The sequence below is a fragment of the Paenibacillus stellifer genome, from assembly GCF_000758685.1.
Taxonomy (GTDB): Bacteria; Bacillota; Bacilli; order Paenibacillales; family Paenibacillaceae; genus Paenibacillus_AQ; species Paenibacillus_AQ stellifer.
In genome coordinates this window covers 3,027,959-3,041,049 of sequence record NZ_CP009286.1, presented here as the reverse complement: position 1 = coordinate 3,041,049, position 13,091 = coordinate 3,027,959, and the positions used below count along the sequence as shown (strand labels likewise).

General features: G+C 43.2%; 15 protein-coding genes and 5 pseudogenes. 4 read left to right on the top strand and 16 right to left on the bottom strand.

The window, feature by feature from the left end; all coding sequences use genetic code 11:
* Positions 1 to 3 precede the first annotated feature (3 nt).
* From PSTEL_RS26325 to PSTEL_RS13930, 10 genes are all read right to left on the bottom strand, one after another.
* Positions 4 to 399 carry a rhodanese-like domain-containing protein gene (locus tag PSTEL_RS26325; protein WP_052098478.1) on the bottom strand — a complete coding sequence of 132 codons (396 nt, stop codon included), beginning with the start codon at positions 397 to 399 and terminating at the stop codon, positions 4 to 6.
* 30 nt (positions 400 to 429) lie between these two features.
* Positions 430 to 747 carry a rhodanese-like domain-containing protein gene (locus PSTEL_RS13970; RefSeq protein WP_038696173.1) on the bottom strand — a complete coding sequence of 106 codons (318 nt, stop codon included), beginning with the start codon at positions 745 to 747 and terminating at the stop codon, positions 430 to 432.
* A 206-nt stretch (positions 748 to 953) separates the two neighbouring features.
* Positions 954 to 1,262, bottom strand: a complete 309-nt coding sequence (locus PSTEL_RS13965) for a rhodanese-like domain-containing protein (RefSeq protein ID WP_038696172.1) — start codon at positions 1,260 to 1,262, stop codon at positions 954 to 956.
* A gap of 47 nt (positions 1,263 to 1,309) precedes the next feature.
* Entirely contained in the window at positions 1,310 to 1,579 is a 270-nt protein-coding gene (locus tag PSTEL_RS13960) for a metal-sensitive transcriptional regulator (protein WP_038696171.1), read from the bottom strand.
* 71 nt (positions 1,580 to 1,650) lie between these two features.
* Positions 1,651 to 2,124 (bottom strand): DsrE/DsrF/DrsH-like family protein, encoded by a 474-nt coding sequence (locus PSTEL_RS13955; protein ID WP_038696170.1) that lies wholly within the window; start codon positions 2,122 to 2,124, stop codon positions 1,651 to 1,653.
* A gap of 92 nt (positions 2,125 to 2,216) precedes the next feature.
* Complete coding sequence (locus PSTEL_RS13950) at positions 2,217 to 3,005, bottom strand: sulfite exporter TauE/SafE family protein (RefSeq protein ID WP_038696168.1); 789 nt, start codon at positions 3,003 to 3,005, stop codon at positions 2,217 to 2,219.
* 302 nt (positions 3,006 to 3,307) lie between these two features.
* Positions 3,308 to 3,535: a sulfurtransferase TusA family protein gene (locus PSTEL_RS13945; RefSeq protein WP_038696166.1), complete on the bottom strand. Its 228-nt coding sequence runs from the start codon at positions 3,533 to 3,535 to the stop codon at positions 3,308 to 3,310.
* Positions 3,536 to 3,551: 16 nt separating this feature from the next.
* The gene (locus PSTEL_RS13940; RefSeq protein ID WP_038696164.1) at positions 3,552 to 4,700 is read right to left on the bottom strand and encodes an MBL fold metallo-hydrolase; all 1,149 of its coding nucleotides are present in this window, start codon (positions 4,698 to 4,700) and stop codon (positions 3,552 to 3,554) included.
* A gap of 19 nt (positions 4,701 to 4,719) precedes the next feature.
* A complete protein-coding gene (locus tag PSTEL_RS13935; RefSeq protein ID WP_038696162.1) occupies positions 4,720 to 5,115 on the bottom strand; it encodes a DsrE/DsrF/DrsH-like family protein in 396 nt (131 codons plus the stop codon).
* 47 nt (positions 5,116 to 5,162) lie between these two features.
* The gene (locus PSTEL_RS13930) at positions 5,163 to 5,720 is read right to left on the bottom strand and encodes a sulfurtransferase TusA family protein (RefSeq protein ID WP_038700920.1); all 558 of its coding nucleotides are present in this window, start codon (positions 5,718 to 5,720) and stop codon (positions 5,163 to 5,165) included.
* A gap of 465 nt (positions 5,721 to 6,185) precedes the next feature.
* On the opposite strand from PSTEL_RS13930, the gene PSTEL_RS26320 reads away from it, so the two are divergent.
* Positions 6,186 to 6,464, top strand: a complete 279-nt coding sequence (locus tag PSTEL_RS26320) for a ferritin family protein (RefSeq protein ID WP_052098476.1) — start codon at positions 6,186 to 6,188, stop codon at positions 6,462 to 6,464.
* Positions 6,465 to 6,833: 369 nt separating this feature from the next.
* Here PSTEL_RS26320 and PSTEL_RS27005 read toward each other — a convergent pair.
* Positions 6,834 to 6,935, bottom strand: a pseudogene (locus tag PSTEL_RS27005) (sulfurtransferase TusA family protein); the annotation flags it as partial.
* 320 nt (positions 6,936 to 7,255) lie between these two features.
* Between PSTEL_RS27005 and PSTEL_RS13920 the strand changes: the two are divergent.
* Both PSTEL_RS13920 and PSTEL_RS13915 read left to right on the top strand, forming a co-directional pair.
* Positions 7,256 to 7,537, top strand: coding sequence for an ArsR/SmtB family transcription factor (locus PSTEL_RS13920; protein WP_038696160.1), 282 nt, complete (start codon positions 7,256 to 7,258; stop codon positions 7,535 to 7,537).
* 2 nt (positions 7,538 to 7,539) lie between these two features.
* Positions 7,540 to 9,462, top strand: a pseudogene (locus PSTEL_RS13915) (FAD-dependent oxidoreductase); the annotation flags it as partial.
* Between the two features lie 538 nt (positions 9,463 to 10,000).
* On the opposite strand, the gene PSTEL_RS13905 reads toward PSTEL_RS13915, so the two are convergent.
* The 5 genes and pseudogenes from PSTEL_RS13905 to pstB all read right to left on the bottom strand — a co-directional run.
* Positions 10,001 to 10,237, bottom strand: coding sequence for an SHOCT domain-containing protein (locus PSTEL_RS13905; protein WP_038696156.1), 237 nt, complete (start codon positions 10,235 to 10,237; stop codon positions 10,001 to 10,003).
* Positions 10,234 to 11,586, bottom strand: a complete 1,353-nt coding sequence (locus PSTEL_RS13900) for a sensor histidine kinase (protein WP_038696154.1) — start codon at positions 11,584 to 11,586, stop codon at positions 10,234 to 10,236. The genes PSTEL_RS13905 and PSTEL_RS13900 overlap by 4 nt, the downstream gene beginning before the upstream one ends.
* Positions 11,576 to 12,282 (bottom strand): annotated as a pseudogene (locus PSTEL_RS13895) (response regulator transcription factor). The gene PSTEL_RS13900 and the pseudogene PSTEL_RS13895 overlap by 11 nt, the downstream one beginning before the upstream one ends.
* Positions 12,283 to 12,349: 67 nt before the next feature.
* Positions 12,350 to 12,613, bottom strand: a complete 264-nt coding sequence (locus tag PSTEL_RS13890; RefSeq protein ID WP_038696152.1) for a hypothetical protein — start codon at positions 12,611 to 12,613, stop codon at positions 12,350 to 12,352.
* A 92-nt stretch (positions 12,614 to 12,705) separates the two neighbouring features.
* A pseudogene (gene pstB / locus PSTEL_RS28955) lies at positions 12,706 to 12,903 on the bottom strand (phosphate ABC transporter ATP-binding protein); the annotation flags it as partial.
* Between pstB and PSTEL_RS28495 the strand changes: the two are divergent.
* A pseudogene (locus tag PSTEL_RS28495) lies at positions 12,901 to 13,011 on the top strand (N-acetyltransferase family protein); the annotation flags it as partial. The pseudogenes pstB and PSTEL_RS28495 sit on opposite strands and share 3 nt — an antisense overlap.
* Between the last annotated feature and the right edge of the window lie 80 nt (positions 13,012 to 13,091).

Sequence of the window (13,091 nt, the reverse complement as noted above, 5' to 3'; positions counted from 1 at the left end):
CACCTACCTGCAATCATATTCATAACATTCTCTCTCTCGATTCAGAGGAAGAAAACAATCCTTAACGGCGTATAGTCTGGTAAATCCCCTTCTCGCCAGAATCCTCGCCGCTTTTTTTCTTTGCAGCCAGTTGTGCGAGAATATAATCACTTCATCCTCTGCCGAAAGGTCTTTTTTCCATACAACGGGCAGCCGGCCAACAGAAATATTGATGGATCCGGGAATATGCCCCTCTCTGTACTCGTTCGTATCCCTAACGTCGAGTAATTTCGCTTTGGACCACCGATCTTCCAATAGAGACCATTCCTTGCGATTCACACAGGTAAGGAACGGAACTGGCAAAAGCTGAATCAATATCCACCACAACACCAATAGACTGGCTATATAGAAAATAATCATATGGATATCCCTTCTAATGAAACTCTTTTATCAATCCCGGACAAGTACGCTGTTCCATACGGTTAACCCACCCGTCATGTTAACTACTTTATATCCCTTTTCATACAGCAGCTCGCAAGCCAAACCGCTGCGATTTCCGCTTCGGCACATGATAATGAACTCCTGGCCACGATCTAATTCCTTGTGCCGTTCAATTAATTGGCCCAGCGGAATATGTTTGGCACCTTCAACATGCCCCTCTACCCACTCCGCCAATTCGCGAACATCCAATACATTCAGCGACTTTCCTTTTTGTATTTGTTCAGCTACTTCTTGTGGTGTGACGGCTTTAGGTATTTGAAATGCCATGTGGTTTTCTCTCCTTTTTATTATCGATAATGCATTTGAATTTAATACTAATACCCCTATGGGTATTATAGCCTGCCATTGATACTTTTTCAATGCTTCTTATTGGTAAACAATTTTTTTCGTTATGCAGAACTCTGCACATCCATGAATGAAACGCAGCAACTGCTGGAAACCTCAGTTGCTGCTGAATATCAATATATTCGTATTTATTCGCGAACCAGTTTGTCAGTCCAGGCAAGGAGACCGCCGGTCATATTGATAACCTTAAATCCCTTATCGTTTAGAAGCTCACAAGCCATTCCGCTGCGATTCCCGCTGCGGCAGATCACGATGGTTTCACGTGCAGGGTCAAGCTCGTTCAGTCTCAAATTCAGTTCACCGAGCGGAATATGCTTAGCGCCTGCAACGTGGCCTTCCTCCCATTCTTCGACTTCACGAACATCGAGTACCGATAACGACTCACCTTGGTTAAGACGGCTCGCTAGTTCACTAGGGGCCATTTCTTTATAAGCCATGCTGTATTCATCCTCCTGGTGTTTGTTTATCTGTAGTCTTTCCTCACTCATCTGCTTTTAACAAGCAATTCCACAGCTTCTTTGACCATTTTTCCCGGATCTGGATTACCGTTGGCTTGTTCTTCCAAAATACATTGCTGCAGATTCTCCGCCACAATTTGAGCAAGCGCTCTATCGGAGGCGTTGCGAATGGCAGACAACTGTGAAACGACCTCTTTGCAGGACTTACCTTCATCCATTAACCGCAGCACGCCGCGAATCTGTCCTTCGATTCTGCGCAAACGGGTTTTAATTTCATTGGGATAATTGTATTCCATATCTGTTCATCTCCTCTTATAAGCAATACCTGTATAGGTATAGTATAGAGCAAAACCATTCAATATACACGCTATATAAACAAGTTGACTTTTCCGTTTGATGCATCGCCGAGATAAGCGGCAACACCTGCATATTCGATACCGTCCATCAGTTCTTCCTGTTTTAGACCTAGAAGATCCATAGTCATCGTACAGGCAACAAGCTTGACTCCTTGCTCCTTTGCAAGCTCAATCAATTGTGGCAATGACAATGCATTATGCTTCTTCATGACATGCTTGATCATCTGGGGTCCAAGCCCGCCGAAATTCATTTTAGAAAGACCCAGCTTGTTAGCGCCGCGCGGCATCATCCAGCCGAATGCTTTTTCAAGAAAGCTCTTATTGGTTTGGATCACCTCATCTTTGCGAAGGGCATTCAATCCCCAGAAGGTAAAGAAAATCGTCACTTCATGATCATAAGCTGCAGCCCCGTTAGCTATTATAAAAGCGGCAATCGCCTTATCGAGTTCACCGCTAAAGAGCACAATTGTAGATTGTTCAGACATTTTTATTTAGACCCACCTTTTATATACAGTTACCCCTATGGGTATATAATGACGAATAAAGAACATTTTATAATCTTTCATACATGTTCCTCCTAAAGGATAGAGGACCAAATCTTAACAGAGGTTAAAGAGATAAGGATGATTAAAGCATATCTCAGCAGCTTTACGTTCATTTTGGCGCTTATTTTTGAACCCAGCGGTGCACCGATCAAGCTGCCAATGACAGTAAATAGTGTCGGCCATAATGGAATAGCGCCTCCGGTAATTTTACCAACCACTCCGCCAATGGCTGAAATAAAGACAATTGCCAGTGAGGACGCAATGGTCGTACGGGCTGGAATGTGGAGCAGAGTGAGCATGACCGGAATCAGAATAAAAGCTCCTCCAGCTCCGACAATGCCTGAAACAATTCCGACTATAAACGCAGATACAATTGCAATGAAGGTATTAAATTGTAGATCCTTCCCCTTCTCTTCCGTTCCTTTGCCCGGTATCAGCATCAAGATCACGGCTAGAACAGCCAGGATGCCATAAATCAGGTTAATGATGTCCCCTTCAAGCATTCCTGAGACAAAACCTCCGATCAAACTGCCAGCCAATATGCTGGTGCCCATATATAAAACGAGCCGTTTGTTCACGAGAGAAGGCCCCGTTTTACTCTTTTTCCGGAAAGCCAACACTCCTGCTAATGAAGCAAAAAAGACCTGGAACATACTGATCGATGACACTTCATGCGCATTAAATTGGGCCGCTCCGAGAAGAGAGGGCACATAAAGCAGCAGTGGATAGTTAATAATTGCTCCTCCGATCCCAAGTAAACCTGAAAAGAAAGAGCCGATCAATCCAAGCGCAACCATGATGATCATTAGCAAGGGATCCATAATCTGCCTCCTTATCGTGTGAATTTGTTGTATACGATCCGCAAAAGTCAGGTTATAATTAAAACATAGTTACCACATAGGAAATGAGGTATAAAAGTATGCTGATGGTATTAAAAAAATGGTTCACCGATACATGCCCTGTGTGCCAGGAAAGACTTCAGGCAGAAAGCAATTTCGCGTGCGCTACCAAATCCTGTCCCCAAGGTCATTATAGAGAAGAAGCCTACTGTACACTTGGAGTGAGGGTTACCTATAAAGGCTTGAAATAAGCGAACACATCAGGCGTGTTCGCTTATCCTGCTCTACACCTTTTTTACAAAAAATTTATAGATGCCGTTGTCTTCTTCATGCTTCAGAAGTTCGTGTTTCGTCTGCTTGACCCATGCTTGGAAATCGTTAATGGAGCCTTTATCTGTCGACTGAACTTCCATAACTTGCCCGGATTCCAATCCGTCCAAAGCCTTCTTTGCCTTTACAATAGGCAACGGGCATGCCATTCCTTTAGTATCAACTACAATGTCTGTTTTCATTTATATATTCCTCCTCTTATTTGTCATGAACCGCGCAGCGATTGGGACCGACTTCCATCTCCCGCTGCTCGTCTTCGCTAGGTGTTATTTTCCCCATATTGGTCTGACGAATTTCCTGATAGGCATTTGGCTGCGGAGGCAGATTTTCGGTGACTGTGCGGCGGAATTCTTCCTCGTGCTGAATGTTCAAGCCGGGGTTATTCTGATACAGCTCCGACAGTTTCGCCATCACCCGGCCGCCTGCCCCCAGTTCGGTAACCTTGCCAAAGTGTGCAGGCAGAACTATAAGATCTTGCGAAAGTTCTTTATAACGGCTATAGAGCGTATTGTGCAGATCGCCGACCCAGTCTTCCGCTTTACCGGCCAGATCGGGGCGTCCGATCGACTCGATGAACAGGATATCGCCTGTCAGCAAATATTGATCGTCTACAATAAAAGAGGTGCTCCCGATCGTATGACCGGGCGAATATACCGGTTGAATCCGGATGGTCGTAGATCCTACGGAAATATCACGGCCTTCCTCAAGTTTCTCATAAGCGAAGGTGACTTCTGTTGCATCTTTAGGAGGCAGCCAATACGTGGCGCCAGTTTGTTCCGCGAGTTTGCGTCCGCCGGAAATGTGGTCAGCATGCAGATGCGTATCAAGCGTATGTTTGATCACCGCTCCCTTTTCTTTCGCAAACTGTTCAAATACATCCGTCATCCGAAGGGTATCGATCATGGCAGCTTCCCCTTGGGATACGACCATGTAAGACAGGCAGCCTTTACCAATCCGGACAAACTGATACAAAGAGCCGCCATTTTTCAATTCACCAATTTCCACTGGTTCCAAATGTTCGCTCCAAGCTTTCATACCGCCTTCCAGATAGTGCACATTCGTCCGGCCGGCCTCTACAATCTGCTCGGCAACAAACTTGGAAGAACCCTCTTTTGCACATACAACGAGCAGTTTTTTGCCATCCGGAATTTGATCCAGAGCTTCGTCTACACCATCCAGAAGATCAAAGTAGGGGATATTGATGATATCCACGCTCTCGCCTTCAATTTTCCAATCATTAAAATCACTTTCGTTACGCACATCCAAAATAAACAATTCTTCTTTAGCCAGAACGATTCGAGTCAATTCTTTGGCATTCATGATTTTTATATTTGGTGCTGCATTCATGTTTGAATCCTCCTTTGGATTAGAATGTCAGACTTACGTTGGCATCTTTGGCAAAATCCAGGAAAGTTACGGCCCCGCCTACTTCAATGCCTTCGATAAAGTCCTCTTTCTTCAAGTTCATAACATCCATCGTCATCTGACAGGCAATGATCTTGACACCCAACTCCTGTGCCATCTCTACAAGCTGGGGAATCGATGGAATATTGGCATTCTTGAACCCCTCGGCGAAGTGTTCGGCTCCCGCCGGGAGCGGCAGTTGATGATGCGCCTGCTTGTGAATAAGGTTCAGCCCTTCAAAAGTGAAGAAGATCGCTACTTCCGCATCGGTTGCCGCAGAAGCCGTTGCGATGTTAAAGACTTTATAGGCATCAAACAAACCACCATTGCTTGCAATAATCGCTACTTTTGTACTCATGTTAATAACCTCCGTATAGTTTAGTTTGTAGATCTTTATTAGATGATTTACTTCTCTGCATTTTCCATAGGCCCCGTCCAACCCGACATCCCTGGCTCGACGTTCTTCACTTGTTTGAATCCTTTTTCGCTGAGCATACGGCAAGCCATATCGCTGCGGCTTCCCGTCCGGCAGACAACATAGATATTATCTTCCAGGTTCAACTCCTGGATACGATTCTCAAGCTCACCGAGCGGAATTGAAATGGCTCCGGGGATTCGGTTGAACGAATATTCAGCAGGCTCCCGGACATCAATAACGGTAATTTTATCGTTCGCTGCCAGTTTTTTGGATAAATCTTCATTGGAAACGATATGAGGATGCTTTTTTTCTTCTTTTACTTCAGTTGGTCTGGATTTACGGATGAAGTGTCTAAACACATCCCCTTCTTCTACAGTACCGAGATAATGATGGCCTGTATTCTTAGCCCAACCTTGAATGTCAGCAAGAGATCCTTTATCTGTGGCCTGGACTTCAATGACTTGACCAGCCTCCAGTTGATCAATCGCTTTTTTGGTCTTTACAATAGGCATTGGACATGCGAGCCCTTTGCAATCAAGGGTCATGTTTGTTTTAATTTCCGGCAATGTAGGATCCTCCTTGTATTGGGTTATAGATACACATTTAAGTGCAGTCACGGTTAGTCTGTCCTAAACCGGATGATAACTTTCGACTTTTAAAACAACGAATGCGCGGTAATGATATGATTTTTATCACAATACCGATACCCGTATTAGTATACTACGATCTTGAGTGTTTATTGTCAACATCTGTTCGAGCTTATACGGATAATAAAATTTTCCTTTGGTCTCCAGAAACTAAAACTCTATGTGGACATTCTGTTTATATAGCTCATTCACTTTCTTTATAGATTTTCTAAATAAAAAAGAGAATGCGCATCTTATTAAGCGACGACATTCTCGATCTACTTACAATTCCTCCATGGTTTTAGTAAATTTCAACGTAAATAGACTCAAATAAAATGGGCACGGCATACGTTACATTATACTAACGATCTGGAGGAAATGCTGATGTATCAGATGGGTTATCAAGATGGATTTAGAGCTATGGGGGGACAAATGGGGCAAGGAGGTATGGGCGGAGAAATGGGCATGCATGGAGGAATGGCTTTTAGAAATACAATTCTTATTCCTGATATCTCCAAAGCCATTATCGGGGAGGCACATGCCTATTGGTTTTATGAAAAGCTGGCCGAATTAGCACCGAATGAACAGACCAAACAGACCATTCTGCATATTCAAAGGGACGAAGCTAAGCATTATCGTTGGTTCACCATGATACTGAGCTGACTGGGAGGACAACCGCCGCAAATCCCCGCCGGTAAAATGCCAAGGACGTTCCAAGAAGGTGTCAGAACTGCAATTCAGGATGAATTAGAAGCGGCCGCGTTCTACCAAGACATTGCCTACAGAGCTACCGATCGCCCGATTCAAATGCATTTTATGCATGCCATGCATGACGAGCAGCCTCACGCTTCAATGTTTCAGTTGATGCTTAGCAATTTATGAACTGTCAGCATCATGCTATGAGTAAGGACATGAATTGAACCAGGAATGGTACTTCGTCCTACCACCTAGCATAATAGGCGGAGCATTTATATATGTATAATGTCCGTTTCGTAAGAAGAACTTTTTCAAAGATGAAATATTTAAACTTTGGACCTGACCCGCTTCAAGTTGGTCCATCGCTTTTTTTGTTTTCATGATTGGCATTGGACATGCCAGTCCTTTGCAATCCAGTGATTGATCTGCTTTAATCATTGGCAATTTTAGTACTTCCTTGAAGTAATTCAACTATTAAATATACCCGTATGGGTATTGGTGTGGACTTATCATAAATGTGATAAACTCGTTTGTCAATAGTGTTTGTAAGCAACTGATTTTTTATTAATTTGGATAATGCAGAATAGAAACACGAATAATCTTGCTCATAGATGAAGCAATGGATTAGAAAATTAACTACTTTGACCCATGCACACAACCTGCCATATATTCGACACAATGGATGGATTGTATTTTATATCTCTATATCATAATATTACGATATAACGTTTTAATGAATCGAGGTGATCTCTCAGTCAATGGAAAAACAATTTGAAGCCTATGCTCAGGCGGCTGAATTATTAAAGGCCCTAGCCCATCCGGTTAGATTATGTATTGTAAAAGGAATCATCGATAATGGAAGTTGCAATGTGACCTACATGCAGGAATGTTTGGAACTTCCACAATCAACAGTTTCCCAACATCTCCAGAAGCTTAGATCTTTAGGTATTGTGGAGACAGAGAAAAATGGACTGAAGATCATTTATTCCGTTAAAGACGAAAGAATAAAACATCTGATACAAATATTAGGAGGAGAATAAACATGAATAAAAAAGTATTGATCGTAGGCGGAGTAGCAGGAGGCGCTTCAGCGGCAGCTCGTTTGCGCAGATTGGATGAAGAAGCACATATTGTAATGTTTGAACGGGACCCGTATATTTCTTTTGCCAACTGCGGTCTTCCCTACTATATTGGAGGTTCTATACAGGATCGTTCCAAATTGCTAGTACAAACGCCTGAAGCCATGCATAAGCGCTTCAATATTGATGTTCGCATCCAGAGTGAAGTGATCTCTATTGACCCTGTTGGTAAGAAAGTTATTGTACAAAGTAAAGAACGAGGCTCTTACGAGGAGAACTATGATGCTCTGATTCTGTCACCAGGTGCAAAACCAATCCGACCTTCTCTGCCCGGGATAGAGAGTTCCAAAATTCACACATTACGGAACATTCCCGATACAGACAAAATCAAAACTAAGGTTAGTGAAGAAGGAACACGTTCAGCAGTGGTAATCGGCGGCGGATTTATCGGAGTAGAAATGGCGGAAAATCTGAAGGAAGCCGGGTTAGAAGTAACACTAATCGAGGCTGGCCCTCAACTGTTGGCTCCCTTCGATTCCGAAATGTCAGCCATATTGTCCAAAGAGCTGGAAGATCATGGAGTAAATCTAATTTTCTCCGACATGGTGCAGAGCTTCGAGGAGTCTGGAGAGCAAATACAGGTCCATCTTGCAAGCGGTACGGTTCTACGAAGCGAGATAGTCCTGCTGGCCATCGGTGTTGCGCCGGATACGTCTTTCCTGAAAGATAGCGGCCTTGAATTCGGACCTAGAGGGCATATTTTGGTTAACGAAAGAATGGAAACGAATCTAAATGATGTTTACGCAGTAGGAGATGCTGTTGAGATCGTGGATTTTGTTAACGGACATAAGGCAGCCGTTCCATTGGCAGGACCTGCCAATAAACAAGGACGCATTGCTGCGGACAATGTCAGCGGATTAGGTACCACTTATAAAGGGACCCAAGGCACATCCATTATTAAGGTCTTCGGTCTGACTGGTGCATCCACCGGGAATAACGAGAAAACTTTGCAGCGGCTCGGCATCCCGTATCGTGTTGTCTATGTACATCCAAACTCCCATGCTTCCTATTATCCAGGAGCCACTCCGCTATCCTTAAAACTTCTTTTTAACGAGGATGGCAAAGTTTTGGGTGCACAAGCTGTTGGTTATGACGGGGTGGATAAACGAATCGACGATATTGCCACTGTGATCCGCTTTAAGGGTACGGTTACGGATTTAACTGAACTGGAGCTCTCTTATGCTCCCCCATATTCCTCAGCCAAAGATCCGGTTAACATGGCCGGTTACACGGCTGAGAATGTAATTAATGGAATGACTGAAGTATTTGTACCAGGGGATTTGGCCGGCCGGAATTTGGACAGTACCATGTTGGTGGATGTTCGAAGCGAACTTGAGCATGCGAACGGACATATTGAGGGTTCTATAAACCTTCCTGTCGACGAGCTGCGTAATCGTCTGGATGAACTTGATCCCAGCAAGGAAATATGGGTCTATTGCCAGGTTGGCTTGAGAGGCTACACTGCTTCCCGGATCTTATTACAAAAGGGTTTCAATGTGAAGAATCTGACAGGTGGTTACAAAACATATCAGATCAGCAAATATGTTCCGCAAAATAAAAATACGGCTTCAAATGAAAAATTATCTGTAGCTGACAATTTGAATGCTGATGCAGTCATTGACGCCTGTGGCCTTTGCTGTCCAGGTCCGATCGTTCAAGTAAAAAAGAGTATCGACCGACTGCAAGACGGGCAACTCTTAAAGGTAACAGCTTCTGACCAAGGATTTTTCGAAGATATCAAGTCATGGGCAAAGCTGTCCCGCAACAGTCTTGTTCAGTTGACGAAGCTTGCCGACGGTACCATCGAAGCTTACCTCCGCAAAGGAAACATCAATGATGCGAGCATAAGTAAGTCCTAGCAGACGACTTAAAAAGAATCATTTACAAAGAAAGAATCTGCCACTTCTGTAGCAGATTCTTTCTTTGTGATATGCTTTAAAGATTAAATAGATACGCTGAATTGAGACAATCTGATTAAGTACAGCTCCTTTCCGTCTGTTCGATCTTATTTGTAAATGTAACCACGCTTAATGGCCCAATAAAAAACAGCTACGGATGCTGTCCCCGTAATGATGATAAACATTTCAGGCTTCTCATAATCCATACATACAACACAATACGTTTCACCGCTGATCAAATGAATATTTACAGGCATCCGGTTTAGAATTGCTTGATGGATAAGATTCTTTCTGAGCAAATATTTCTCGTCTCCTCAAAAGATGATCTTTTTAGAATTATAAACAACCAGGAGGGGGATGAATCAAATGAGGTATTAAATAAGGCAAGCTAGAATCATAAATAACAAAAGAGCCGTTCACAGAGTGCAGGGCTCCTTGTTCTTTTGCCTTATCTCCATTAACGTTTTCAATCCCGCAAAATGCTCTTCATCCGAAAATATTCTTCCTCCGTGATTTCACCTTTTGCAAATCGTACATCCAAGATTCTCTCTGGAGTATTGTCATTAAAACGTGAATTCCCTTCCCCCCTAACCCATTTTATCACCAAATAGATTACACCTAAGATCAACAGAAAATTGATGACCAATCCAAACATACCGAACCCAAAACCATACCCCATCATCATTGTGTATCTTCCTTTCATCGAATTAATGGAAGACGGACTCGGACAGTTGTCCCCTTATTGATCTCACTTTCAACATGTATAGATCCGGCATGAGCCTTCACAATCGCTTGTACAACGGCAAGTCCGATTCCGGCTCCGCCAGTCTTCCGGTTCCTTGATTTCTCTCCGCGGTAAAAACGTTCAAAGATATAGGAAAGTTCATCTTCAGGTATTCCCATTCCGGTATCGGATACGATGACTACGCCCTCTGCTTTCTCTTTTAACACTTCAATATGAATACTTCCAGAACTCGTATATTTGAATGCATTGCTTATCAGATTTACGAATACCTGAACGAGCCGCGAACGGTCCCCTGTGATCCAAACGTCATTTGTACTTATCAGGTCACCTGAAAGTCCTTTATCCCTAAACTGGCTGGATACTGTATTTAACGACTTCTCTACAATATCGTTAAGAGATACGATTTCCGTCTTCAGCTGAACCATTGGATTCTCTACGGCAGCCAGATTTTCCAAATCACTGATGAGCCGGACCAGCCGCAGGACTTGATCATGGCACACTTGTAGTTTATCCGGCGTCGGTTCCCAAATGCCGTCCTGAAAAGCTTCCAAATGGCTTTGTATTGTTGTTAAGGGTGTTCGCAGCTCATGCGCCACATCAGCAGTCAGTAATTTCCTTAACTGATCTTGCTTCTCCAACCCGTCAGCCAAATGATTGAGCGCACGCCCCACGTCATCGATCTCTGTATTTTGATTGATAACTACAACCCGGGAAGTGAGATCTCCCTCCCTCATTCGCGAAGCGATATCTTTGATCTCTAAAAGAGGCTGGCTAATGCTTTTGGCCAAATACCGGCTAAACAGATACGTCCCGGCAATGACAAGAAGCATTGCTGCCCATAACAATGTATTAAACATTCGTAGAAACTGCTGATTTAGGCTTTGCGATGTTTCGTTCACTGGTTGAAATTCCATTGTCCCGATCTGCTGATTGCCTTTTACGATTGTTTTTGTAATGGTGTCTTGCATAGGCTGGGAATCAACTTGTCTTTGCATCCCCATTTGGCTAGTGTCCCAAATCAATTGGTGGTCTTTGTCGTATACACGAACGATATAGTCACTTACCATCGCCTGATGCGAAATGATCATCCATACATTTGTATTCCATTGGCCGGTAGACTCATGATAAGCGTCTTTTAGATCGTCCAGTAGACTTTGTATTTCCGCCTGCTCCTGGTTTTTCTGATATTGGTTGAACGAAACGTTCATTACTAAGTTGACAAGCAGAACAATAGACAGAAGCGCAGCAAGAGCTACACCGGCATGGGATATAAGAAGCTTTCTGCTCAATCCGCCTCTATTTCTCATCCGAACTCACCAAGAATTTATACCCCACTCCAAACACTGTACCAATAAAAACAGGGTGTTTAGGGTCATCGCCAATTTTTTGTCTAATATTCTTGATATGAACATCGATGGTTCGCTCGAATCCTTCATAGGTGTCACCTTGGGTAAGGTTAACCAGCTCTAGTCGTGAGAACACTCTCTTCGGATGCTTCGCTAAAATTTCCAGCAGCTTAAACTCCATAGGGGTGAGGGATACGGGTTCCTCGTGAATTCTCACCTCATAACGTTCCGAATCTATTGTTAAACAGCCTTGGGCATATGACAGCAGTGATATATTCCCTTGTTCCCGCTGATTGGTTCTTCTTAAAAGACTAATCACCCGAGCGAGCAGCTCTCTTGGGCTGAATGGTTTGGTTATATAATCATCGGCCCCAATCATGAGACCATTTACCATATCGTCCTCACTGCTTTTTGCAGTCAGCATGAGAATCGGAACGTTCGATGATTTACGTACCATTCTGCATACTTCCTCTCCGGTCATATCCGGAAGCATCAAATCCAGTACGATCAGATCGGGCTGTAAGGTTTCAAATAGATGAATCGCGCCTATTCCTGTATCGGCTTCGTACACAATATAATTATTCTTTCCAAATAAGCCTTAATGACCTGCAGGATATTCTCTTCATCATCCACCACTAAAATTTTCACGAACTTCATCACCTACTTTGTAGTTAAAAATGAGACAGACCTCATTTCTATGAGGTCTTATCTTATCATGATCGGATTAGAAGTTCATCATACCCCTGCGATATTGGGAATTTTGCATCATTCCTGACATTCCATTCCCGCTTGATGTACTGCAATTTTCATGCATTTGCTTGATTTGTTCCTCTGACAGGTTGGGGTGCATTTGTTTGGCAAAGGGCAGCATTTTTTCGAAAAAGCCGCTGTTGTTCTTATCATTGTTTGCTGTTGCAGCGTAAGCGCCAGCGGTGCCAATCCCCATAACCAGTACCAATGCCGATAATCCAATCCAAAGTTTCTTCATTTGTATCTCCTCCTTATAGTTACACTATATAAGAGAGTTATGAAGAACCAATTTGCAGCTTGTGAAGAAGTTATGAAGATAGCAAAAGGAAACCGGGGGCCATAGGCAATATTATCATAAATCGACATGGGGAACGGGTTCGGCAATTGGAACACCATGCCCACACGCTTACGCAGCATTTCTGTTCGTATCCCTTTTTCATATATGGAGTACCCTGAAATCTGAATATCCCCTTCCACTCTCATATCCTGAATTTGGTCATTCATTCGATTAATGGTTCGCAGCAAGGTATAGGATTATATCAGAAAATGGGATACCGGCAGGTTGGTGTTTTTGAGAAGGAAGGTATTATGGATGGGGAATTCATTGATGTGATGATTATGGAGAAACTGCTTTAAATTGAAAAAAAAACGTGGAGGAAACCGATTCTTTCCACGTTTTTTTATATTACAAGTACTGGATATTTTAGGTAATCGGA